The following is a 23803-nucleotide window of genomic DNA, read 5'->3' on the forward strand; positions in this document are numbered from 1 at the left end:
GAGGAAATTCACATGGAATTTCGCATCATGGGCGCGCTTGAGGTGCGCGACGGTGCGGAGGACCGCACCCCGACCGCGCCCAAGCACCGGGATCTGCTGGCGCTGTTCGTGCTGAACGCACGGCGGCCACTGACGGTCGGGCGGCTGCGCGCGCTGCTGTGGCCCCACGAGGACGGGGAACGCTCCGACTCGCTCGTGCGGGGATACGTCGGCCAGCTCCGGCGGCTGATCGGCAAAGATGTGATCACCACTGTGTCGGGGACCTACACGCTCGCCATCGAGGAGGACCAACTCGACGTCGAGCGTTTCCGGCGGCTTGTGGCGCGGGGATCGCGGGAGGACCTCCGGGAGGCGCTCGCCCTGTGGCGAGGGCCGGTGCTGGAGGACGTCGACTCCGACGCCGGTCGCTGGGCGGAGACCGGGCTGCTGCGTGAGGAGCTGCAGGAGCTTCGCCTGCTGGCGCTCGAACGCCGGATCGGCTACGAGCTCGACGCGGGTCTTCATCGTGAGGTCCTGGCGGAGCTACGGCGGCTAGTCACCCAGCACCCGCTCTGGCAGGGTTTCCGCGGCCAGTACATGCTCGCGCTCTATCGCAGCGGCCGCCGGGTGGACGCGCTGAACGCCTACTCCACGCTGCGCGACGAGCTCGACGACGGACACGCCATCGAGCCCGACGCGGACCTTCAGCTGCTCTACCACCGGATACTCCACGACGACGTCTCGCTGCACGTCTCCGCCGGCCCGCCCGTGCTCCTGCCTCGTGACGTGGCCGACTTCACCGACCGACGGGACCTGGTCGACCGGGTGATCGGCGACCTGGTCGTCGTCCACGGCCCGGCGGGCGTGGGTAAGTCGGCGCTGGCCGTGCACGCCGCCTGGCGGCACAGGGAACGTTTCCCCGGGGGAATCCTCTACGCCGACCTGCGTGAGACGACCACTCCCGCCGCGGTGCTCGAGGACTTCCTGCGCTGGCTGGGCTGTCCCGCCCAAGCCGTCCCCACCACCCTCGAACGGCGTGAGCGGCTGCTGCGTACATACGCGGCCAACCGGCGGCTGCTCGTGCTGCTGGACAACGCCACCGACGAGGGCCAGGTCCGGCCACTGCTGACCTCGTGCCCGACGGTCGTCACCAGCCGGTCCACGCTCGGCGGACTCACCGGCGCGACCCACGTGCCCGTCGGCGTCCTCGGTGATGACGACGCCTGCGCCCTCATCACCCGGCTCGTCGGGCCGCGGCGGGCGGCTCCGGACGCGACGGCACAGCTCGTGCGCCTGTGCGGCGGCCTGCCGATCGCGCTGCGCGTCGCCGGGGCCCAGCTCGCCACCCGCCCCGCCTGGACGGTCGATCACCTGGTGGGCCTGCTGGAGGACGAGCATGGGCGGCTCGATCGATTGCGTGTGGGTGACCAGGCCGTCCGCGGGGTGTTCCGCCTCGGCTACGACGGCCTTCCCGAACCGGCCAGGCGCGCGCTGCGCCGGCTCGGCGCGCTGTCGGCGCCCGACTTCGCCGACTGGGTGGCTACGGTCTTCGGCGACCACGCGGAGGCGCTGGTGGAGGCGGGACTGCTGGAGACGCACGTGATCGATGTCGCCGGCCAGGTCCGTTACCGGCTGCACGACCTCACCCGGCTCTTCGCGCGAGAACAGCTAGACGCCGGCACCGCCCAGGAGGCGCTGTCGGATCTCGCGGCGGTCGCGATGGCAAGGGGCAGGGCCTCACGATTCACCCTCGTCTCCGGCGAGCCGGTCTCCTCGCCCGCCGCGACGACGGACATCAGACACTCGATGGAGTGGCTCCACGCCGAGCGGGTGTTCCTGGTGAACCTCGTCGACGACCTGCACGAGGCCGGACTATGGGAGGAGAGCTGGCGGCTGGCGCACCTGCTCACCCCCTTCCTCGAACGACAGCGGTTCCTGTACGACTGGCGGCGGATCTGCGAAACCGGCCTCGAAGCCGCCCGCCGCGCGGGCAGCGCCCGCGGCGTCGCCCTGAGCCTGCGCGACCAGGGCGACCTGCACCGCGCCGAACAGCGGTGGGACCTGGCGCACGACCGGCTCAGGCTTGCGCTGAGCGCCTTCCTGCGCGAGGGCGCCGTGCGGGATGTGGCTCGCACCCGGCACAGACTAGGCCTGGTCTACCTGGAGCAGGGGCGACTTGACGAGGCGGAGCGTAGCCTCGTCAAGTGCCTGGCCGTGGCCGAGAACGCGAAGGACACGGCGGAGACGATCTGCGCCCTGGGCTCGGTGGCGCACCGGGCGGGCCGCCTCGCGGAGGCGGCCGAGCGGCTTGCGGATGCGGCCTCGCGCCTGGCCGGTCTGGGCGACCGCCACCAGCACGCGGACGCGCTGCTGGAGCTGACCGCGGTACGGCTGGCGCAGGGCCTGGTTCCCGACGCCAGGCAGGCGGCGCAGCAGGCGAGGGGCATCGCCGTACGCCTCGGCGATCGGCTGCTCGACGCCGATGGGCTGGTGATGTTGGCGCGCGTCAACCTCGCGGAAGGCGTTGCGAGCCGAGCGCGCGACCTGGCCGAGGAAGCACTGAAGATCTTCGACGGAGTCGGTGACGATCGGGGCAGGGGGGAGGCGCTCGACGTGCTTCACCGGGCCTGACGGATCCTCGACGTTTTCTCGACACGCACGGCCCGCCTTCCTCTCACACCGCACGACACGAGAGGAAGACGGCGTGAACCGCTGAGGTTGAAGGGCTGAAGTTACCTCGCTGAGAGCGTGATGATCGCTCCATAGCGGTCATACCGGAGGCATGAGGTACCCCGAAGGCGGCGGGCTGACCGCCGCCGCACGCGCCAGACGAGAACAGCTGCGTTTCGAGGCCGCTGGCCTGTTCGCCCAGGGAGTTGCGGCACCGGAGGTGGCCCGCCGGTTCAGGGTGAGCCGGATGTCGGCCAACCGCTGGTACCGGGCCTGGCAGGCCGGCGGCACCACGGCGCTGGCCTCCAAGGGCCCCGGCGGGGAGAAGTGCCGCCTGGACGAGGCCCGGCTGAAGCGGTTGGAAGCCGAGCTGGAGCGCGGCCCGGCCGCGCATGGCTACACCGAGGACCAGCGCTGGACCCTGGCCCGGGTGGCGGACCTGACCGCCACGCTGTTTCACATCCGCTACACCCCTCGCGGGGTTTCCTATCTGCTGCATCGCCTCGGCTGGACTCCACAGATGCCCGTCCATCGCGCCGCTGAGCGCGACGAGGAGGGGAAGCGAGCAGTGGACCATCGAGCAGTGGCCGGCGATAAAAGGACGACGCTCGACCTGGGCGCCTGGCTGTGCTGGGAAGATGAGGCCGGACAGAACCTGAGACCGCCCAAGGCCACCACCTGGGCGCCGCGGGGCAGGACCCCGGTGATGCGCGTGACCGGCAAGGGCTACGGCCGGGTGGCACTGGCTGGGCTGGTGTGCGCCAAGCCCGGGCAGCGCACCCGGCTGATGTATCGGATGCTGATCCGGCGCGGGCGCCCCGGGGAGGTCAAGGGTTTTGATCCCCGGCGGTTCGCAGCTCTGCTGGATGCCGCGCACGCCCAGCTCGGCGGGGCGATCGTGCTGGTGTGGGACAACGACCGCCGCCACTTGTCGGCCGCGATGCGCGCGTTGATCGATGCCCGCCCGTGGCTGACGGTCTTCCAGTTGCCCGCTTATGCGCCGGAGCTGAACCCGGCCGAGGGCGTGTGGTCGGCGCTCAAGCGCGCTTTGGCCAACCTCGCGCCTCGCGACATCGACGAACTCGCCGAAGTCGTCGCCACCAAGCTCAAACGAATGCAGTACCGATCCGGCCTGTTGGACGGATTCATTGCTCAGACCGGCTTCATCCTCAAACCGCTGTAACTCCAGCCCTTCAACCTCAGAAGCACCCGATCCACGTGATCAAATACCGCTCTGCCCGGGACGAAGTTTCGGCGCGAGTTTTGCACAGGTCGAAACTCAGCACACAGCCCGAAGTCCTGCTCAGCATGTCTGCATCGCGGCCAAGCTTCGCGCAGCGGCCTCCGTGCTCACCTTCGCCGCGGCCAGGAGGTCGGCCAGCAGCTCCTGCGGCATCGTGCCCATCCCGAGCCCGGAGGCGGCCACCACCTTGGCCAGCGCCTCGCGCGGCGCATCGGTCAACCCCGTCAGAGGGCTCCGGTACCCGAGCACGTCGCGTGCGGCGTATCCGTCGCCGGCCTCGATCGCCTCCGAGGCCACCCGGGCGAGCAGGCGGCCGGCCGCATCCGGATCAGCGCCACTGACGAAGGTGACCACGGTCAGCCCGAGCCGGGCCCGGAAGAACGCATACCCCCGCACCGGCTCCCGTCCGAGGAAGTGCCCGACCATCGCGGCGATGTCCCGGTCGGCCGATGCCCCGTCAGGCTCCGCGCACATCACGGTCAGGCAGGCGGCGACCTGCTGCTCCCACGGCTCCGTCAGCGTGCTCTCCTCCAACACCGTGCGCGCTTGCGGCAGTGCACCGCGCAGGCAGTGAGCGATGATCGCGGCTTGCCGCCCTTCCATGAGGTGCAGCCCGATCCCCCCGTCCGCCTCGGCGTGCGTGACCGCCTCGTCCCAGCGGCCGGCGAGAGCCAGGGCGCGGATCCCGTCGGCTAGGTATTGCAGCCACACCCACTCGCGTAGCTTGCGATGCTCATGCTGGGTGCCGGTGAGGTTGGCCAGCGGCAGCGTGCGCCCCTCGACGACCAGGTCAGTGTTCGCCGTAACAGCTCGATGAACCGCTCCCAGCAGGTGCAGAGCCTGCCGGCCGTTGTCGGCACGGATCTGGAGCCGGGCGAGGTTAAGAACGGGTTCGAGCATGTATCTGGCTTCGCGCACGGTGAGCCGGGAACCGGCCTCGCGGTAGAGGTTGATGTGCTGCCAGCACAGGTCACGGGCGAGATTGGCCAGGCCGCAGTCGCTGGCCAGCAGCGCGGCCTTGTTCAGGGCGTGCGCGGCCTCGGCGATAACGTCTGCGCCCGGCCGCCCGGTGGCGTCGGCGATCTCGGTGACCTCGGTGACCCGGGCGGGAAGCGATGGGCAGACGGGCCGGGGCCAACCCACGAGCGGGAAGCGGCGTATGGCGGTCAGCACCGTGGTGTTCATGGTCAGCTCCTCGGGAGGGTAGCGGTGCTCGCGGCGCGGGCGAGGATGCCTTGAGTAGTGGCCGACAGGCCGAACCGGTTCCAGTGGAAGATCACTATGTGGGTGAGGAGGGCCCGCAGGCCGCGGTCGAGGCGCCCCTGGGTGGCTGCGTGGCCGAGCTGGCGGCCGACCGTCTGATGCGCGGCGAGCCAGGGCGCGGCGAACGCGGTCGGCCCGCCGGGCGCGAACAGGGCACTGTCGGCCTGAACGGGTATGGCCAGCAGGGCGCGCACGGAGTCGGCGAGGTTGGCGAGGCGGGTGTCGTCAGCGGGGGTGGGGCGTAGTCGGGCCACCCGGGCAAAGACGTCGCCGCGTTCGAACCAGTCCAGTCCGGCCGCGCCCAGCAGCGCGCTGATCAGCAGGAGCGACAGCTCCCGGCGGCCCAGGCCGGGCGCGCTGCGGCGCAGGTAGTCCAGCACGCCGCGGCTGTCGGCGCAAAACAGGCTGTGGGCGGCGTGCATTCCGATCGGTCCGCCGAAGGCGGTGGTCTCCGGCTCGTAGAGGGTCGGCCACCAGCGGGTGATCAGACCGGCGGCGGTCAACTCGTCGAGCAGGCCCTCTACGGCCGCGGTGTCGGTGCCGCGCAGCCGTAGCCGCCAGCAGGGGTATTTACGTAGGAACCACCATGCGGTCACGGCGCCGCTGCTTTGAAGCTGGTCCAGGTGCGGCCCGAGCTGCGTCGCGCCGATCGTCTCGGCGGCGCTCCAGTCGGTGAATTCGATGCGTAGCTGGCGCCATTGCGTGTCCGCGCGCCGCTCCAGCGCGGCGAGCCCGGCGGCCTGATACACCTGCAAGGCTTGGAGCAGGTCGGCGGGGTTAACGCCGGTGCTGGCCGCGGTGGCTTCAATGCCTGCGCCCGCGAGGATCGACAGGACGCCGGCCGCGAGCTCATGGTGTGAGGTGGTGGTCAGGTGATCAGTAGACATGCGTCCCATTCCGAGCGTGGTGGTGTGGTGTGCCGCACGGTTTCCAGCGCCAGGTCCACGCCGGCGCCTCCGGTTAGCAGCCCGGTCTCGTTGGTCCGGGTGGCTGCGGCGTGCCGGGCCAGCGCGGCGGCCACCGAGGGAAGGCGGTGGCCGATCGCGGGGTTGTGGGCGTCGCGGGCGGCTCGGTAGGCGCTCTGGTAGACCCCGGCCATGCCGTGGCACAGTCCCGCCTCGGTGATGCGGTGAAGCTGCCGCTCGCCCAGGCACGCGGCCAGAGCGTCTTCGGCGGCCGTGCGCCGGACCGCATCGTGGGTGGCGATGGCGGCGAGCTGCTGGGCGCGAGCGATCCCGGCCGCGCCGTAGCACCACGACGGTCGGCCAGGATCGTGTTGGGTGGGGCGGCCGGTGCGCAGGTTCTCGCGGGTGAGCCACTGCGGCCACCATGGGCCGTCCGCTGAGTCTTGGCGCCATCGGTCGAACCAGGCGCTCAAGCACCGCAGCGCCTGGTCTTGGCCATCGACCACGCAGTCGTGAAGGGTGGCCAGGGCGAGCAGGGCGAGTAGCCCGGCCGCGCCGTGCGCCATCCCCAGGTTCGCGTGCCCGCCGGGAGTCGGCAGGAGCGGGTCCGGGTCGTGGGCCACCCACCAGCCCGGCACCTCGCACCCGTCCTCACGCCGCGGTGAGGTCAGCCGGATGACGTAGCGCAAGACCTCGGCGAAGGTGTCGCTGCCGGGCGCCCGGCGCAGCAGTAGCACGCCGATCCCGGCCAGCCCGTAGAAGAGGTCGTATTCGCGGAAGGTCGCGCTCTGGCCGCGCTGCATCCGCTCCGCGGCGGCCGCCAGGCGCCGGTGGGCCACGCTCCGCACATGCTCATCCAGGGCTTCGGCCGCTGACCGGTAGCCGGGGTGCCCGCCGGAGCTGGCGGCGTGCAGCGCGAAGGCGACGGCCGGCGCCCCGTAGTACAGCCCGGCGTGCGGAGCGGCGTCGACCGGTCCGGCCGTGGCCTGCCGCAGGAGGGTGTGCGCGCTCCCCCAGTCTCCGGAGCCGCTCAGGGCTCGCTCGATATGAAGGAGCGCGGTCCCGATCGCGCCGGCGGCCAGGGATTGGCTGGTCACCTCGGCGGCGGTGAGCTCCACCGGGCCGGTGCCTGTGCCGGGCCTCACAGGGCACCGGCCAGGGCCAGGCGGCGCAGCGCGGCGGCACGGGCAAGACGGCCGGTCACCTTCTCAAACTCCGGATCGACGCCAACGGCGCGCACGTGATGCTCATGCAGCAGGGTCCGCAGCACAGTGGCCGGATCGCGCTGGGAGGTGAGGATGTGGTGGTAGGCGGCCAGCGCCGCATCCCGGGCCCGCCACGCGGTGGCCACCGCCTGGCCGCCCGGCAGCGCCCGTACAGCGTGGAAATCGTCGGCGGGGTCGGCCAGGCGGAGCGCGTGATCGCGAAGCGTCTGCTCCAGTGGCCCAGTCTGCTGTTTCAAGCAGCCGACCAGCGCCCGGTATCCGGAGGCGCTGTCGGCCGCGAACGCCGCGGCCAGCTGCGTCATCGAGGCGGCGGCCAGCGCTTGAGCGGGCAGCCCGGCGGCGGCGGCCATCGTGATCTGCGCGATGGCGGCCGTGGTGTCGGCGGCGAACACCTGCTCGGCCGCCGACAGCGCCGGACCGTGGCCGTAGCGGGCGGGATGCTGCGGGTAGGAGGCCAGGGTGAGCTGCGCGGGCAGGCCGCGCCTTTCCAGGGCGGCGGCGAAAGCGGCCAGCCGCGCGGCGACCGGCCCGTACTGCTCAGGGCAGGCAAGCCGCAGGGTCACGGCGAGGTACTGATCAGCATCGAGCCGGATCATGTCGCGGTGCCGGCGCACCCACCAGCGCTCGGTCAGGCCGCCCAGTTCGCCGACGAAGGCGGGCAGGTGAGCGGCCAGGAGCTCGTCGAACCGGGCGGGGTTGCCCACCAGGTGGGCGTGCACCAGCGCGCAGTCGCCCGGCCGAAGGACGGCTCCCGGCGCCGCCATCGTCGGGAGCCGGCGCGGCGGTGGGGCGATCGCGGTCATCGGGATCAGCAGCTCCGCCGGCCGGCCGACCCACCCCTGACCGCCCGGCGCGCCGTCCTCGGCGACCTCGATCCGCTCGGCGCGCTCCAGCCGCGTCCGCAACAGGGCACGGTCCATGGCCTGGTCCAAATCGAGCGGCAGGCGCAACTCCCCGCCGCACAGCACGATCCGCGCCGGTACCCGCCACCGCTGCCACCAGGAGCACAACGCCGCATCCCACGACTCGCCGGGCGGGGCGTCTGATAGGTCGGCGGGAGCGAGGATCCACCGGGCGGCGGCCAGCACGGTGCGCCGGTAGCGGATACGCGGCACGTACGGCAGGGTGCGGGCGGCCCCCAGGTTGAAGGGTCCGAATACCGCGCTGCGCGCGTCGGCGACCTCGGCCAGGAACCGCGCCAGCGGCGGACTGTGCACGCTCGTCTCCAGCGCATGCGGGATCCGGGGGAGCACGCGCCGACCGGTGGAGCGCTGCACCAGATACATCTGCTCGGCGTCGGCGGTGACCGCCAGATCATCCACACCGATCACGTCGCCATCGGGGTGCTCGCCCAAGGCCACCACGTCGGGCAGGAACCGCGGCACGCGGACCACGTTGGCGTTGTGCGGACGCCGGGGCGGAAATGCTAACTGGACCGCCACCACGGCGTCCCGCCCTGCGTGGGCACCGTTCACGCGGTAGGAGGCGGCGAGCCGTGCGCGGTCGTCGGCCTCCAGCAGGGGGGCGAACCGGCCGGCCATGCTCGTGTGCGCGCGGGGCGCGGCGGTGACCCACAGCTCGAACGCGCCGCGGTCGATCGCTGCGACGTTAGTGGCGTGCAGCGCGACGCCGAGCTCGATGCGCTGCGGCGGCACGAGGTCGGTGTGCTCGCCCACGGTCAACGCCTCGACATCCGCCTCGGTCAGAGTGATCTCCTCGGCCCCGTCCAGGGTAGCCTTTTGGATCAGCGCCAGCAGGGCGGCGTCGCGCTGGGTCAGCATCCGCCAGGCGGGCCGGGCGCGCGGCGCACCCAGATAGCCGCCGGGGTAGCCGAGCCCGGAGTCGGCCACCAGCTCCCGCACCGGCACCAGCGTGCCGGGGCCGTAGCGGGTGCGGAACCGAGCGTGGTAGTCGAGCCAGGCCGCCGAACCGAACGGCTGGGTGGAAAGGCGCAGCAGGACGTCGGCGGCGTGCGCGGCCTCGGCCAGCACTCGCTCGGGGACGACGATGTGGGCGTCCAGCCGTACATCGGTGGCCAGCACGGGCCCGGCGCCGGGGGTGAGCGCGCTCATCTGCGCGGCGGCCGACGCCCGGAGTGCCGCGGCCTGCTGCGGGTCGGCGCCGGCATTGTGGCGGGTCAGTTGCTCGCTGATCTTCTCAAGCCGCTCCAACACCGCCGCGATGTCGGGCAGGTGGTGTCCGCCGGCGGCGCGCAGTGCGCCGATCAGGTGGGTCACGGGGTCAGCGGCCGTCATCGGCGGACGCAGGCTGGTGATCAGGACGCGCTGGTCGACCAGGCTGTGCAGCAGGGTGTGGATCGTGCCGGGCGCGGTGGCCGGGAAATGACCAGCCAGCTTCTCGGCCAGCGCGTCGAAGCGGATCGGCGAGGCCGCCAGGGCGAGCACGGCCTGCAGGGGCCGGGTGTGGCCCACGGAGAGTTCTCGCGGCGACCCGGGAGTGTGGGCGCCGAGGTCTGCCTGCCTGGCCACGATGAAGCGGCCGTCGCGGACGACGCCGGTGTTGTCGGCCACCACCATCAGGTGCGGGCGTAGCTTCGGGTGCCGCTCGATCTGGTCGATCAGCATCGTGATCCACTCGGCGTCCGCGCGCACCATCGCCCGGTGCCTGGTGCCGATCGTCGCCGATGCCGGGCCGATGAGGGCGGTGGTCACCCCGGCGAACAGCCCGAACGGGGTCGCGCGTCGCTGCCAGCGCAGCAGGTAAGTGGCTGCGGACACGATGGCGCGGCGCAGGTCTCGGGCGGCGGCCGGGTCGGTGGTGAGGAGCTGGTCGATACGTGCGGCCAGGACGGGGCTGGCCATCTGCAGGGCTTCACGCACCTCACCGCGCGACCACACCCGCGTCAGCCACGCCCGGCCTTCCTGCTCGACCTGAGCCGTGGCCGTGTCGGAAATCTTCAGATGCGTCGGCGGGTCCAGGTTGCCGGGGTCGGTCGTAGCGCGTACCAGCACCAGGCCGGTGGGCTGATAGCGCGTAGGTGTGCTCACGTGATTCGCCTCCTGTTCGGCTGGGGGGAACCGCACCGCCGGCGCCCAAAGGGTGGGCGCCGGCGGCAGAAGGGGGCAGGGTCAGGACGGGTCGTTGGAGCCGGTGCTGCACGCGGAGCCGTTGCACGTGCTGCCGCACCCGTCGCCGGTGTCGCACATCATGGTCACGAGCGGCGTGGTGGCCTCCACCACGCACATGTCCAGCACGAACTCCTCATCGTCGACGACGCCTACCGCGGCGGTGTCGAAGGTCATCGTTGGTGCCATGACTCACACTCCTCACATGTGGGGGTTGGGTGTGGTGCACCTGGCCTACACCGAGCGGATGGTTCAGCTCGGTGTAGGCCAGGAGATCGTGACCTGGCCGTGGGTCTTCTCCAGGACCGCGGTGCCCTCGGACAGCTCGGGGCGAATGCCGGTCGGCCAGAAGGCGATCGTGGGCGCCGGACCGCTTCGAGCCTGGCGGTCCCACGCCTGGATCTGCTCGACCATCGCGGTCGCGGCCTGCTTGCCGTGCAGCCCATAGGCGCGTGCCCCGAACTCCACCCCGGCACCCTCCAAGGCCGGGCGCACCGCCAGGTAGGCGAAGCTGTCGCCGCGCACCACGGCGAAGGGGAACCAGGTGCCGCGCTCGCTGGCCAACTCGGTGTCCTCGTCGGCGGCGACCTTGCAGAATCCGGGCAAAAAGCAGGCGAACCACAGATGCAGGTCGGCGAACGAGACCCCGTTCTCGATCGTGACGCCGGACCACACCGCGGCGCGCCGGGTCGCGAGCACCCCATCGAGCAGGCCCGGATTCTCCGGCGCCCCGGAATCGAAACGGAGGCCGACGTGGCGGCCGCGGGCATCGGGCAGCTGAAAGATTCGATCGGCGTGCTCTCCGGCGCCCCGCATCGCAACTTATGGGGACCTCGGAGTTATGCGGACTCAGCCTGCACATGCTGGTTGCGGTAGGTGTCGTATCGGTCACATATCGGCATAATCGCAGGACCTTGGCCTGTTGTCTCTTTGGTTTGTGACCGAAGGGATGGCCATGGTTGATCTTTCTCGTGTAGTGGCTTCGGGGCCGCTGGCTCCGTTTGTCGAGGGCTATGCGGCCGAGTTGGCGGGTCAGGGGTACGCGGCCAGCTCGGTGTTGCATCACTGCCGGCTGATGGGTCATGTGAGCCGTTGGCTGGGGGTCCGGAAGGCCGAAGTCGGCGTGTTGAACGAGGAGAAGGCGCAGGAGTTTCTCGCTGAACAACATGCGGCTGGTCGTCTGATGGCCTTGAGGGTCGGTTCGTTGGAACCGCTGCTCGCGCATCTTCGCTCCGTGGGGGTGGTCGGGGCTCCGGTTGCGGTCCGGCCTGCGGGCGCGGTCGACGCCGTGCTCGAACGCTTCGCTGGGTACTTGGCCGAGGAGCGGGGGTTGGCGGAGTCGACGGTCGAGATCAGGGTGAAGTTGGCCCGCCCGTTCCTGGACGGACTCACTGACGGCGATGATCTGGACTTGCGCTCGGTGACCGCCGAGGAGGTGACCGAGTTCGTCGTCGGCCAGGCGCGGCTGCGGCCTGCGTCTTTGCCGCCGACGGTGACGGCGCTGCGGTCATTGCTGCGGTTCCTGCACCTTGACGGCGCCATCGACTCAGGGCTCGCCGCGGCAGTGCCGACGGCCAGCACCCGCAGGCTCGCCGGGCTGCCCAAGACGCTGACCAAGGACCAGGTCGTGGCGATGCTGGAGACATGCGATCCGGCCACGGCGGTCGGCCTCCGCAACATCGCGGTTTTGACGGTGCTGTCGCGTCTGGGGATGCGAGCCGGCGAGGTCGCCGCTCTCCTGCTGGACGACGTCGACTGGCGGCGCGGCGAGATCAGCATCGTGGGCAAGGGCACTCGGCACGAGCGGTTGCCGCTCCCGAAGGACGTCGGCAGCGCGATCGTCGCGTACTTACGAGATGCCCGGCCGGATACGGGCCAACGGGCGTTGTTCCTCTGCGCGAGGGGGCCGTTCCGGCCGATGAGCCCGGATGCGGTCAGCAACGTCGCGGCGCTGGCCGCCCGCAAGGCCGGGCTGGGGATCGTACGCGCGCACCGGCTGCGGCATTCCGCCGCCACCGCCATGCTCGAGGCGGGCGGGTCTCTTCCCGAGATCGGCCAGGTCCTGCGCCACCAGCACACGGCCACGACCGCGATCTACGCCAAGGTCGACATCGCCGGGCTGCGCAGCGTCGCCCGGCATTGGCCCGGAGCGGAGGCCGCAGCGTGACCGCCCTGCACCAAGCACTCGCCGACTATCTCGCCGTTCGCCGGGCGCTGGGATTCAAGCTGGAACGGGCGGAGAAGCTCATCGGACAGTTCCTCGACTATCTCGAAGAACGCGACGCCAACACCATCACCACCGAACACGCCCTCGGTTGGGCGACCGAACCCGCCGGCGCGGACCCGTGGTGGTGGGCGCTGAGGCTGAACGCGCTGCGCCCCTTTGCCACTTACCTGCACATGCGGGACGCCCGGAACGAGATCCTTCCCAAGGGCCTGATCGGCTACCAGCAGCCCCGAGCGACTCCGTATTTGTATTCGCCAGCAGAGATCGACGCCTTGGTGGAGGCAGCTGCCCGCCGCCCTCACCCCCTCAGCGCGGCCACCTACCCCGCTTTGTTCGGGCTGCTCTCCGTCACCGGAATGCGGATCGGAGAAGCACTCGCGTTGGAGGACCGGGATATCGACCCCGAACAGGCGATCATCAAGGTTCGAGACGGCAAGTTCGGCAAGTCACGGCTCCTGCCCCTGCACCCGACCAGCATCACTGCACTGCGGGACTACCAGCGGGCCCGAAGCCGGCTCCTGCCACGCAAGACCAACAAGACGCTGTTCGCCACCTCGACCGGCGCATCGCTGGACTACTCCTGGGTCCGCCGCGTCTTCCGGAAAGTCACCGACGAGGCCGGCATCACCGCCCGCTCCGCGTCCTGCCGGCCGAGGATCCACGATCTGCGCCACAGCTTCGCGGTCTCCACACTCCTGGACGCCTACCGCCGCGGTGACGACGTTCAAGCGCTCCTGCCCCGCCTCTCCACCTACATGGGGCACGCCAACCCGAAGAACACCTACTGGTATCTGTCGGCGGCCCCCGAGCTCCTCGCTCTGGCCGGTGACCGGCTGGAACATCACCTGACGATCGGAGACGCCGCATGAGCAGCCTTGCTCCGACCCTGCAGGCGTTCTTCACCGACCGGCTGATCCGGCAACGACACGCCAGCGACCACACGATCGCCTCATACCGGGACACCTTCAAACTCCTGCTCGCCTTCGCCGAACCCAGAACCGGCCGCGCACCCTCCAACCTGCGGATCACCGACCTGGACGCCCCCGTGATCGGGGCGTTCCTCGACCACCTGGAAACCGAACGCGGCAACAGCGCCCGCACCCGCAACGCCCGCCTCGCCGCGATCCACTCGCTGTTTCGCTACGCCGCCCTCCGGCACCCTGAAGACTCCGCCGTCATCCAGCGCGTCCTGGCGATCCCGACCAAGCGCTTCGACCGCGCGATCGTCACCTACCTCACCGACCCAGAGATCGACGCCCTGCTCGCCGCCCCCGACCAGACCACCCGGACCGGACGACGCGATCACGCGCTCCTCGCTCTCGCCATCCAGACCGGCCTGCGCGCCACCGAACTCACCACTCTGACCAACAAGGACGTCCACCTGGGCGCGGGAGCCCACATCAGCTGCATGGGCAAAGGCCGCAAACAGCGCGTCACCCCTCTGACCCAACCGACCATCACCGTGCTGAAGAACTGGATGCGAGAAACCGGCGGGCTTCCAGCCGACCCGCTGTTCCCCACCCGCACCGGCACCCCCATGAGCCGCGACGCAATCGAACGACGAGTAACCAAACACGCCGAAACCGCCGCGCTCTCCTGCCCCACCCTCTCCGAAAAGAAGGTCACACCCCACACCCTCCGCCACACCGCAGCCATGCGGCTTCTGCACGCCGGAGTCGACACCACCGTCATCGCCCTCTGGCTCGGCCACGAAAGCGTGGCCACCACACAGATCTACGTCCACGCCGACCTCGCCCTCAAAGAACGCGCCCTCGGCCGAACCACCCCCACCGGCACCGCACCCGGCCGCTACCAACCCACCGACGCCACCATCGCGTTCCTCAACAGCCTGTGATTATGCCGAGCAAGGAGCCATCTCCTCCAATGCCCTCCATTCACAGGAAGCCCACATCGGCATAATGCCGAAGTCCCCATAAGTTGCGTTATGCCGATGTCGGCATAAGGGGACGAACCCACACACCTGGGCGGAGGTGCTCACCAGGTGGTCGGCCTCGCGCCGGAACGCGATCGAGCGGGTGATGCCGTTCATCCGCAGCGGCACGACCAGACGACCCTGCGGGGCGAGTTGCTCCAGCCACGTCGGCGGGATGTCCCACGCGCCGACCGTCACGATGACCGCATCGAACGGGCCGCCGTCCGGTACGCCGTGCTCGGCATCGGCCAGCACGACCGTGACCCGGCTGCCGTAGCCGGTGGCGTCCAGTGCAGCGCTGGCGCGGTCGGTCACCTCCGGGTCGATGTCCACGCTGACCACCCGGCCCTTCGGCCCGACGACCTCGGCCAGCAGCGCGGCGTTGTAGCCGCCCGAGCCGATTTCCAGCACGCTCATGCCCGGCCCGAGCCCGGCCTGTTCGATCATCAGCGCCTGGATGAACGGCGCACTGATCGAGGAGATGATCGCTTTGTGCTCGTTGGTTTTGGTCGCTACGGAGTCGTTGGCGTTGTAGGCGACCTCCAGCGGCGTGCCGGCTGGGGTGAACTCGTGCCGGGGCACCGCGCGGACCGCGGCCTCGACTTCGGCCGTGGTGATGTGCCCGGCGGCAACGAGCTCGTCGGCGAGCTTGCCACGCAGCTCAGCGGCGTGGTCGGCGGTCGCTTCTATCACAGGTAGGAGTCCCTTCTAGGTGGACAAGTTCGATCACCAGAGGCTCGGTGAGCGATGGTCGGCGCTGAGCCTGCCACGCTCACCGCGATCTGCCCGCCATTGGCGCGCAGACCACGACCAGGTACCCCCGCGAGCGGCCCCTGGTCGTGCACCACCGCTCGCAGGGAGGTAGAGCGCGGCGGCGGCAGAAGGGGCGGCCCTTCTGCGCCACCACGCGGCTTATGGGCCGGTGAAGGCGTGGGTGGCGCGGAGCCGGTGAGCCAGCTCGACCTGATCGCTGAGCACAGCCGCAAGGCGCTCAGGAGCAGCCCGGATGATCACGTACTTGACTTTGGCTGCTCTCTCGCGATCAGACAGGGCCGTGTTGCGGGTGGCTGTCCAGCGGCCGAGAGTCGCGTCGTGCTCGATGTGGTAGCCCGGGTAGAGCTGCTGCAGCGCAGCGAGCTGCGCTGCCGCGTCGATCACCCGGGGCGGCTCACGCAGCGAGTCGCTCACGAATCCTCCGGGGAAACTTCGCGCGTGGGGCGGCTGCCGGCGGCCGCCGCTGAATCGTCGGGGGCTGGCTGGTCAAGCACCTGGGAAGCGCTTCAATTAGAGGGTGCGGACCGCCTCGCCCGGAGGTGAGCGGATTGGTCGCGGTGTGGTGCGGCACGAGCTGCCACAGGTCAGGCTGCGTGCGCGTCATGTTGTCCCACAGCTCAGCGGCGCTACAGCCCTCCACGACGCGGCAGCGCGTAGGGTCGCTGAGCTCCCACCCTTCCAGCCGACACCGGACAGGGCTCCACCTGATCATCCACCACGGTGGCGCGAGTGCCTGCACCAGCGCGGCGGCTTGAAGGGGATCAGCGTCCACAGCCACGGGAGTGTCCTTTCACGAGGAGGGGATGTGGCCCCGGGCCGTCTCCGATACGACCGGTACGGCCGTCCTGATCATCGGAGACAGAGCCCGGGGCCATTGGGAAGGGCGAGCCCTCCGGTGACCTCGCGGATACGGGGGTGGGGCGCGAGGTCACCATCGGAAAGAGAGCTGGCCGAAGGTCTTGCCGGTCCGGGTCGGCCGCCTGCATGAGAGCCAGCAGCCGGGCCGGTGCGGCTGTCTCGACGACAAGTCCAGCACCAGCCTGGCCAGCGAGAAACTGCCGGCCGTACAGGCGCCACATCACTACCCAGTGGTCCCCGGCGAGGTGCTGGATTCGCTCGGCCGTGACGGTGGCCATGAGGTCACTGGGGCGTCGCATGACGCCCCCGAATGGCTACGGCGAGTAGATCATCGGTCAGCAGCGAGCCCCCGAGGATGGTGGTAACCACGGGTTGGGCGCGTAACTGCGCGTACTGGCCGGCCAGCCGTGCGGCGGCGCGCGCCGACCGTCTCGCGTATGTCCACAACGGCCTACCGCGTTCTGCTTCCGAGCCGGGGACGACCCACCGGAAGCGGTACCCGTCGCAGCGAACGACCAGCCCAGCCCAGATGGAAATCAGCGCCTCCTCCTGAAAGAGGAAGGGCTGCACATCAGCGATGATGCCGTGCTCGCGGGCCAGCACCGCGGTGAGGCGCAGAGTCATCTGTAAGGCGGGAGGCAGGTCAACGGTGTCCATCTGGACTTCCCCCGATGTTGCGGGGAAGCCCCGAGATGACGCTGTAGATTGCCCCTTCGGCCCGTGCTCCGTGGCGGGAGGCGCGGAAACGCTGGTCATGACGGTGGTCTCCTCGTGACGGTTGTGCGGACCGGCAGGAGTGGGCGAGAACAGCCCGAGGCGCTGGCCTTGATCGGTCCCATAGGGCAGAAGGCGCGTTGCTTCCGTGGAGCTGAAGTTAGTAAACGCCCTCGACGCCCAGGCAGTCACCCATCGTGTCGACATGCTTTCTATGCATCCGCACACCCGGCTGACCTGCTGGTTTGAGGCGGGGCGGCCCATATTTATGTCGCCGGGCAGACATGTGTCCGATTTGCGTAGTTGCCCAACCGGGGTCACCGGCGGCAATCTGCTACCAGAGCCTCATTCCAGGGAGCCCCGTGGTGAGTGCATGGAGCAAGAGGGACATCAACCGACTACGCGCCGAGATGGCCCGCCAAGGCCGCGAAATGGAAGAGATCGCCGAGGAGATCCGCCTCGCATGCGGAGGCTCGCGCCTGGCAGCGTTTCGCATGGCACTCGGCCTCAGCCAACCCGAGGTAGTGGACCAGTACCGCCGGCAAATGCCGACATCGGTCATCGACCAGCCGCTGCTGTCGAGGATGGAGATGTTTCCGGCATCCGGGTCTCGGGCGCCGCAGGCAACGCAGATCATTGCGTTGGCCAGTCTCTACGGGACCACCCCCTTGCGACTGCTGGACCCGGCGGCTTTGAACCGGCTGGACCCATCGGAGCGAGACGTCCTGATCCGATGCAATACCGGTTTCGCCGCTTCCCCGACCGTCCCGGCCGGGGAGATTTCATCGTCAACCACTGCACGAGCGCGGCCGCTGGCCCAGGTGGCAGCATCCGACAGTCTGCAAAGAGAGGTAGAAATGGCCGCACGTAGAGCCTTGCGGTTCACTGTCGCTGCGGAAGGCAGCAACATCGGCCCCGAGACGTTGGATCAGCTACGCGCCGAGGTCACTCGCCTCACGCTGGCCTACCAGCAGCAACCCCTGACAACCCTGATGGGTGACCTGATTGGTCTGCAGGACGTCGCGTTCCGGCTGCTCGAAGGCCGACAGCGGCCTGCCGAGGCTGCCGAGATGTATCTGTTCGCCGGTGTCATCTCCGGCATGCTCGCCAAGGCCTCCCACGACCTCGGCGACCCTCATTCGGCGATGACTCAGGCCCGCGCCTCGTTCGTATGCGCCGACAACGCCGGCCACGATGGGCTCCGCGCGTGGACGCGCGGCCTGCAATCGATGATCGCCTACTGGGCCGGTTGGCCGCACGAAGCCGCCCGCTACGCCCAAGCCGGCGGCGAGTTCGCCGCTCGCATCCGGGGTACGGGCTCGGTGTGGCTGCCCGCGCAGGAAGCCCGAGTATGGGCCGTGCTGGGCGACGGCGAGCGGGCGGTCGCGGCGATCGAGCGCGCCAACGACGCTCGCGAACAGGTCGAGCTGGATGATCTGGACGTCCTCGGCGGCATCATGACGTTCCCAAGGGCACGCCAGCTCTACTACGCCGCCGACGCCCGCGTGTGGCTACCAGGTGACGAACAGGAAGCCGACCGCGTCGCCAGCGAGGCGATCACTGCCTATAACCAGGCCGGGCCGGAGGAACGCTCCTACAGCGACGAGGCGGGCGCGCGCGCCGATCAGGCCTTGGCCCGAGCTAACATGGGTGACCTGGACGGCGCAGCCGAGGCGCTGGCCCCGGTGCTGGAGCTGCCCGTCGGCCAGCGCATCGGCGGCGTCGTCGCCAGTGCCATGCGCGTGCACGCCGCGCTCCGCGCCCCTGGCTACCAGGGCGCGGCTACAGCGCAGAACCTACAGCAGCAGATCGAGGTCTACGGGCAGCTATCGGCTGGCGCCGCACTTCCCCGGGGTCGCTAGTCTCGGCGGCATGCATCCCGTCACGCTCACCTCTGCGCGCGTCAGCCTGCGCGAGTTCACCCTCGACGACGTGGACGAGCTCGCCGCCATCTACGGCGATCCGGTGGTTGTTGAGCACATGAGTTTCGAGCCGCGCACCCACGAACAGGTGCAGGCCACGATCTCCACCGTGATGGAAGCCGCCCGGGTCGTACCGCGAACCGAATACTCCCTCGCCGCGGTACGGCCCGGCGGAGACCTCATCGCCTTCGCCCGGCTGGCCATCGACACCCAGCATCCGGGTCAGAGTAGCGGGCAGATCGGGTTCGCCCTACGCGCCGACCAATGGGGGCAAGGCCTTGGTACGGACGTCGTACGCCTCCTGCTTCGCCTTGGATTCGGCGAACTCAGCCTGTATCGCATCTGGGGGGCGCGCAGCCCCACCAACGAGGCCTCCGCCCGGCTGATGGTCAAGCTCGGCATGATCGAAGAAGGACGCATCCGCGGGCACCTTCGAGTCCGTGACCAATGGCGGGACTCGGTCGTACATTCCGTCTTGGCGCCCGAATGGCTGGCGTGAGCCCTACCTCGCCCACTGACCAACTTGGCCTGTCAGGTTGGGTCGGACCGAGGCGCCCTGCCGTGATTGCTCACGGTGGATTTCCCCTGCCCGACCTAGTAGGGCTTGGTTAGGTGGGGACGGGCTGGGCATGTCTGGGCAACCTGCGATGGCAGGTGGGGCAGGCCCCGGCCCAACACGCCAGGAGCAGCTGCAACTCGGCGATGACCCGGTAGGTGCTCAAGCCATGGCCCGCGCTTTTGGGTTGAGCCGCTCAAGGGTGCAAAACGCGTGAGCGACCGAGACCAAGGTGACGTGGTGATACCAGCCACTCCAGGTGCGGCCCTCGAAGTGGTCCAGGCCCAGACCGGTCTTCAACTCGCGGTAGTCGTGCTCGACCCGCCAGCGGATCTTCGCCATTCTCACCAGGTGCCGCAACGGGATGTCGCCGGGCAGGGTGGACAGCCAGTACTTGGTCGGCTCCGGCTCGCCTGGCGGCCATTCAGCCAGCAGCCAGCACTCCGGCAACTCCCGGCCGGCGTGGGCGCGGCGGATCCGTACTCCCGCCGGGCGGACCCGTAGCGCGGCGAACCGGGAACGCAACGGCCCCTTGGACCCGGCCCGCCAGGTCACGGTGTGCAGCGCGCGCCGCCCGGCGGCGGTCACGATCTGCTGGGCCGAGCACGGCTTGTCCCGGTAACGCGGGACCGGCCGCCGCCCGGTCCCGCCATAGGCCGGGGCGGTGCGGCGGGCACCGGCGCCCAGCAGCGCGGTATCGGAACGCACCCCTACCACGTAGGGAATACCGCGCTCGGTCAGGCCCAGGCGGAAGGCCCCGTCTTGGCCGTAGCCCTCATCGGCGACCACCAGCGGCGCCTCCAGCCCCCAGCAGCACAGCTCATCGATCATGTCGATGACCAGTTGCCACTTGGGCACATGAGCGACGTCGGCGGGGATCCGGGCCCGGAGTCTGCGTGCCGCCACCGCGGCCGGATCTTCTGCCCGCGGCGAGGCCGCATCCCACTGCTCGGGCACGAACAGCCGCCAGTTCACCGGGCAGGAAGCGGCGTCGGTGACCAGGTGCACGCTGGGGGCGACCTGGCAGTTGGCGGTCTTGCCCAGCGCCCCGCAGTACTGCGCGGCCACGCCCGGCGACTCCTGGCCGTCCTTGACAAAGGACACATCATCGATCACCCACGCCACCGGGTTGATCGCCGCCTCCATCCGCCAGGCCAACTCGGCCAAAACCAGCTGATGCGACCAGGGGGCGTCGGTGAGGAACTGCTGCAGCCCCTGGCGATCCACGCCCAGCCGGGCCGCCATCGGCTCCATCGATTTACGCGCTCCGTCGGTCAGCAGCCCACGCACATACCGCTCGCCCCACCGCCGCTGATCAGCACGGGAGAAACAGGAGAACACCTCGGCGGCAAACGTCTCCAACCGCGCTCGTACGGCCTCAAGTTCTTGAGGGGTCATCGTCCCTCACCCCCCAACGCAGGGGACATACCGTCTCCTACCCGAGGTAACCAAGTCCTACTAGCGCGACGGCCGAGGCGTTAGCGATCTTGTCTGTCGCGGGGGTCCGCAGCGAACAGCTCGATGAAGGACTGCGGCTCAGCACACGTGATGTGCAGTTGACCGCTGATGCTTCCGTTCATGTTGGTGGCTGTTGCTGTCCACTCGGCGGTGATGCCTTCACCTTCGTCCTCCTCGACGAGAAGGACGAAGGGGGCAAGATCAGCATGACGGCCCGAGCGGAGGTCGACGGGCGGCAGCTCGATCGTGACAGGTCCGAAGTTGTCGATGCGGATAGGTGGCCCAGCGTGAGCGGACCGCAGGTTGGACAGCCCGGAGAGATTAGGAGAGAGCACGGCGTCAGGTCCAAAGCTCGAGCGGGCGCCTCGGCTGAAACTCGGAGGAACAGGAAGGGCCCGAGGGAACCGTTCGTTGATCGCGTAGGAAGGCCATTCCGGTTCCAGAGCTCGAACGTTGCCATGGATGCGCAGGAGGACTTGAACGCTTCCCAGGAACGTGTCCGTCTGGTTGTGCAGGCGCAAGATGAGGGGCTTGACGTTGACGGCGGCGGCTTCGGCGATCCCGTCAGGGATCGCGATGCGACACTCTCGGAGATACTCCTGAACTTCCTCCCTGAACCGCGCCTCGCGCCGTTCCTTCAGACGGTCGAAGGCCACGGCTAGGCCGGCCAGGGGCTCATCGGGGCCTTCCTGAAGGGTCGCCAGGGCCCTTGTCTCCAAGTAGCTCAAAACCTTCGCGACATCGTCCTCATGGCAGGTGATGGGCTTGGCCTCGCCTTGGGCGACGCTCAGCGCCAGGTCGAGAGAGGGTGCTCGGCGGATCAGCCGTTCGCCGAGAGCGTCAAGGTCAGTCGCGCGTGCTCGGGAGGTGGTGCCTTCGGTGCGGCGGACGAAGACGGTCGCTTCCGGGATGCTCTTGTCCTTCTTCGGCGAAGGTGCCTGTTTGCGCATGCAGAAGATCGGGTCACCCCAGCGCGGGGGGTCGATCATGATGACCAGGACGGCGACTGCCCCGTCGCCGCCTTCGACTTCCACATAGGTTGGCTGCCAGCGGATCGTCTCACCGACGTAGTCCCCGATCCAGCGGACGAGCTCCGTGATGTCGTGCTGCTCGACCCCACCCATGTTCTCGTGGCTCACGCCGGCCAGAAAGAATCCGTAACCTTCGACGAAGCGGCTCGCTTCATCGGGCATGCGATTGGCGAACCCGATGATGGCCCGCGCGATGTGGGCGCGGCCGCTTTTGTCAGCGGGGTCTTCAGGGTCGAGGTCCAGCTCGGACTTCCATTCCAGCCAGAGCGTCTCGTCGGCCTTGGTCGCTCCACGCACTGCAAGCACGAGCTTCTTGAGCTCAGCGTGGTTGCGGGGCGCCGTGCGAGTATCGAAGTTCAACGCCATGGCCTTGGTTTCTCCTCTGCTGGGGGCGGGGGTCACCCTAGTTAACGCTGGCCATTAGTGTCTTGCCTTCGTCTTGGGGAGCATCGGAGGCGAGCACGATGCGCCTTATTGACGACCGCGACGAGCTTCTTAGCTGTCCGGCCAGTTACTTCATGGACGTACTCCAGCCACCATGGCGAGTCGGGGCCGAGTACCCAGTTGATCGCGACGACGAACACCACGCCGACGACGGTGACGACGGAGAGGTTTCATGGCCTTCATCAGGGGTCTTGCGGGGTGTGCGGCAATCTTGGCTCCTGTCAGGCTGAGAGGCCGAGAATTTCCGGCATTTCCCAGGCCGTCAGCTGCCGGTCGGGGTCGGTTTCCTCGTTGGCGCAGTCAGTGATCAGCTGGACGAGGGTGCGCTTGTGGTCGTCTGAGAGCTCGTCCAGCCCAACGACGATTTCCATGAGCGCTCGGGTCAGCGCCCTCTCCAGCGTGGTCATGACGGGGCTCCTGGTCGGCTGGTGGGGAGGGTGGCGGTGCGGCCGACAATGTTGGGGAAGGTCGGCATGCCCAGGTGGATCGTGGTCGCGCGACGGGCCCGCTCATCGAGCTGAGCGAGCTTATGCTCGGCGGCGGCCAGGTATATCCGATGCTTCTCGACCTCGCCGCGCCAGCCCTCGCGTTCGGCCTCGGTGAGGCGGGCGATGATGTTGTCTCGGATCTCTTCCAGGCGGGGCCGTTCAGCTGGGTCCACCCGCAAAAGTGGACATTTAAGACAAGCTTAACCGAACTGATCTTGAAGTGGCCTCTGGGAATCGAGAGAGCCTGTCCGGTAACTGAAGGTGACCACAAAGAATCTGTCGATGTCCGGGTCTTCGGCGTGTCGCGGGCCGTTTGACTTCCGGCACAGTTTCAAGCCACATCACCATGCGAAGGCGGCGCCCCGGTGGTCCTCTGGAGCCACTCGTTGAGAGCAGCGTAGTCAGCGTCGGTGAGACCCTGACGGGGATCGACACGGTGGAGCAGGGCATGTCCTCGATGGTGTGCAGAGACCCAGATTCGATCGGTGTTCGTGATCTCGTCATCGACCCAGATGAATGAGCGCCCTGCTGCCCGGTGGACGAGGGCGCGGGTTTTCCAGTGCAGCCCGTTCCACTCGTTCTGCTCATCGGTGTCGGATGGCTCCGGCCAGATCACGACCTCCAGCTGGGGCAGGCCAATCCGCGGTGCGATGCACTCGTTCGCGTCGGCCATCCATGTCGTGGCCCAGACCAGATCGCACGGTAGCGCCGCCAACCTGCGCCCGTGCTCGGGATTGATCCTGGCCAGAAGCGGATTCGAGTCGGTTCCCTGTGATTCGGGACTCGCTTGATAGGTCGGATACTTCTGCGACACCGCGCCGAAGGGAATGAGTGGTCCGTCGACATCGAGGAAGAGCAGTGGACGCTGCCCGGAACCGGTCACGGCTGCACGATAGCGGCTCACCCCGACAGTCCGACCACCCGATGAGATGGTCCGACGAGCGGCTCTCCACCTCTAGCAGCGAAGAGCGGGTGTCGATCGGTATTCAGTCCTTGCACTCGGCGCTGGCTGGATGGCGTCCGCTG

At 69.1% G+C, this 23803-nt stretch carries 20 protein-coding genes and 1 pseudogene; 7 read left to right on the forward strand and 14 right to left on the reverse strand.

What is annotated here, in order from left to right:
* The first annotated feature begins 12 nt into the window (after positions 1-12).
* Both ACQPYK_RS48825 and ACQPYK_RS48830 read left to right on the forward strand, forming a co-directional pair.
* A complete protein-coding gene (locus tag ACQPYK_RS48825) occupies positions 13-2610 on the forward strand; it encodes a BTAD domain-containing putative transcriptional regulator (RefSeq protein ID WP_433259675.1) in 2598 nt (865 codons plus the stop codon).
* Positions 2611-2761: 151 nt separating this feature from the next.
* A complete protein-coding gene (locus tag ACQPYK_RS48830; protein WP_433259624.1) occupies positions 2762-3832 on the forward strand; it encodes an IS630 family transposase in 1071 nt (356 codons plus the stop codon).
* A 120-nt stretch (positions 3833-3952) separates the two neighbouring features.
* Here the strand turns inward: ACQPYK_RS48830 and ACQPYK_RS48835 are convergent, their stop codons facing one another.
* The 6 genes from ACQPYK_RS48835 to ACQPYK_RS48860 form a co-directional block, all read right to left on the reverse strand.
* Complete coding sequence (locus ACQPYK_RS48835; RefSeq protein WP_433259677.1) at positions 3953-5077, reverse strand: hypothetical protein; 1125 nt, start codon at positions 5075-5077, stop codon at positions 3953-3955.
* Positions 5078-5079: 2 nt separating this feature from the next.
* The gene (locus ACQPYK_RS48840; RefSeq protein ID WP_433259679.1) at positions 5080-6042 is read right to left on the reverse strand and encodes a thiopeptide-type bacteriocin biosynthesis protein; all 963 of its coding nucleotides are present in this window, start codon (positions 6040-6042) and stop codon (positions 5080-5082) included.
* Positions 6024-7205, reverse strand: a complete 1182-nt coding sequence (locus tag ACQPYK_RS48845) for a lanthionine synthetase C family protein (protein WP_433259681.1) — start codon at positions 7203-7205, stop codon at positions 6024-6026. Before ACQPYK_RS48845 ends, ACQPYK_RS48840 begins: the two co-directional genes overlap by 19 nt.
* Positions 7202-10294: a lantibiotic dehydratase gene (locus ACQPYK_RS48850; RefSeq protein WP_433259683.1), complete on the reverse strand. Its 3093-nt coding sequence runs from the start codon at positions 10292-10294 to the stop codon at positions 7202-7204. The genes ACQPYK_RS48845 and ACQPYK_RS48850 overlap by 4 nt, the downstream gene beginning before the upstream one ends.
* 81 nt (positions 10295-10375) lie before the next feature.
* Complete coding sequence (locus tag ACQPYK_RS48855; protein ID WP_433259685.1) at positions 10376-10561, reverse strand: FxLD family lanthipeptide; 186 nt, start codon at positions 10559-10561, stop codon at positions 10376-10378.
* Between the two features lie 63 nt (positions 10562-10624).
* Positions 10625-11188 (reverse strand): hypothetical protein, encoded by a 564-nt coding sequence (locus ACQPYK_RS48860; protein ID WP_433259687.1) that lies wholly within the window; start codon positions 11186-11188, stop codon positions 10625-10627.
* 121 nt (positions 11189-11309) lie between these two features.
* Here ACQPYK_RS48860 and ACQPYK_RS48865 point away from each other — a divergent pair, with 121 nt between their 5' ends.
* Genes ACQPYK_RS48865 through ACQPYK_RS48875 form a run of 3 tightly spaced genes read left to right on the forward strand, consistent with a single transcriptional unit; the run spans position 11310 to position 14454 of the window.
* On the forward strand, positions 11310-12539 hold the full coding sequence (locus tag ACQPYK_RS48865) for a tyrosine-type recombinase/integrase (RefSeq protein ID WP_433258223.1): 1230 nt from the start codon (positions 11310-11312) through the stop codon (positions 12537-12539).
* The gene (locus ACQPYK_RS48870) at positions 12536-13468 is read left to right on the forward strand and encodes a tyrosine-type recombinase/integrase (protein WP_433258225.1); all 933 of its coding nucleotides are present in this window, start codon (positions 12536-12538) and stop codon (positions 13466-13468) included. Before ACQPYK_RS48865 ends, ACQPYK_RS48870 begins: the two co-directional genes overlap by 4 nt.
* Entirely contained in the window at positions 13465-14454 is a 990-nt protein-coding gene (locus tag ACQPYK_RS48875; RefSeq protein WP_433258226.1) for a tyrosine-type recombinase/integrase, read from the forward strand. The genes ACQPYK_RS48870 and ACQPYK_RS48875 overlap by 4 nt, the downstream gene beginning before the upstream one ends.
* A 105-nt stretch (positions 14455-14559) precedes the next feature.
* Here the strand turns inward: ACQPYK_RS48875 and fxlM are convergent.
* From fxlM to ACQPYK_RS48890, 3 genes and pseudogenes are all read right to left on the reverse strand, one after another.
* Positions 14560-15225, reverse strand: a pseudogene (gene fxlM, locus ACQPYK_RS48880) (methyltransferase, FxLD system); the annotation flags it as partial.
* Positions 15226-15444: 219 nt separating this feature from the next.
* Positions 15445-15720, reverse strand: coding sequence for a hypothetical protein (locus ACQPYK_RS48885; protein WP_433259689.1), 276 nt, complete (start codon positions 15718-15720; stop codon positions 15445-15447).
* Between the two features lie 726 nt (positions 15721-16446).
* Positions 16447-16821, reverse strand: a complete 375-nt coding sequence (locus tag ACQPYK_RS48890; protein WP_433259691.1) for a hypothetical protein — start codon at positions 16819-16821, stop codon at positions 16447-16449.
* A gap of 422 nt (positions 16822-17243) precedes the next feature.
* On the opposite strand from ACQPYK_RS48890, the gene ACQPYK_RS48895 reads away from it, so the two are divergent.
* Together ACQPYK_RS48895 and ACQPYK_RS48900 are read left to right on the forward strand one after the other, a co-directional pair.
* Positions 17244-18740: a hypothetical protein gene (locus ACQPYK_RS48895; RefSeq protein WP_433259693.1), complete on the forward strand. Its 1497-nt coding sequence runs from the start codon at positions 17244-17246 to the stop codon at positions 18738-18740.
* Positions 18741-18750: 10 nt separating this feature from the next.
* Positions 18751-19299, forward strand: a complete 549-nt coding sequence (locus tag ACQPYK_RS48900; protein ID WP_433259695.1) for a GNAT family N-acetyltransferase — start codon at positions 18751-18753, stop codon at positions 19297-19299.
* Positions 19300-19518: 219 nt separating this feature from the next.
* On the opposite strand, the gene ACQPYK_RS48905 is transcribed toward ACQPYK_RS48900, so the two are convergent.
* The 5 genes from ACQPYK_RS48905 to ACQPYK_RS48925 all read right to left on the reverse strand — a co-directional run bounded on the left by ACQPYK_RS48905 (position 19519) and on the right by ACQPYK_RS48925 (position 23660).
* Positions 19519-20754 (reverse strand): IS701 family transposase, encoded by a 1236-nt coding sequence (locus ACQPYK_RS48905; protein WP_433241018.1) that lies wholly within the window; start codon positions 20752-20754, stop codon positions 19519-19521.
* 80 nt (positions 20755-20834) lie between these two features.
* Complete coding sequence (locus ACQPYK_RS48910; RefSeq protein WP_433259697.1) at positions 20835-22211, reverse strand: AlbA family DNA-binding domain-containing protein; 1377 nt, start codon at positions 22209-22211, stop codon at positions 20835-20837.
* 299 nt (positions 22212-22510) lie between these two features.
* On the reverse strand, positions 22511-22696 hold the full coding sequence (locus tag ACQPYK_RS48915) for a hypothetical protein (RefSeq protein ID WP_433259699.1): 186 nt from the start codon (positions 22694-22696) through the stop codon (positions 22511-22513).
* Positions 22693-22950, reverse strand: a complete 258-nt coding sequence (locus ACQPYK_RS48920) for a recombinase (RefSeq protein WP_433259701.1) — start codon at positions 22948-22950, stop codon at positions 22693-22695. Before ACQPYK_RS48920 ends, ACQPYK_RS48915 begins: the two co-directional genes overlap by 4 nt.
* 158 nt (positions 22951-23108) lie before the next feature.
* Positions 23109-23660: an HAD domain-containing protein gene (locus tag ACQPYK_RS48925; protein WP_433259702.1), complete on the reverse strand. Its 552-nt coding sequence runs from the start codon at positions 23658-23660 to the stop codon at positions 23109-23111.
* Positions 23661-23803 lie beyond the last annotated feature (143 nt).

Source organism: Streptosporangium sp. CA-135522 (genome assembly GCF_050949235.1).
Taxonomy (GTDB): Bacteria; Actinomycetota; Actinomycetes; order Streptosporangiales; family Streptosporangiaceae; genus Streptosporangium.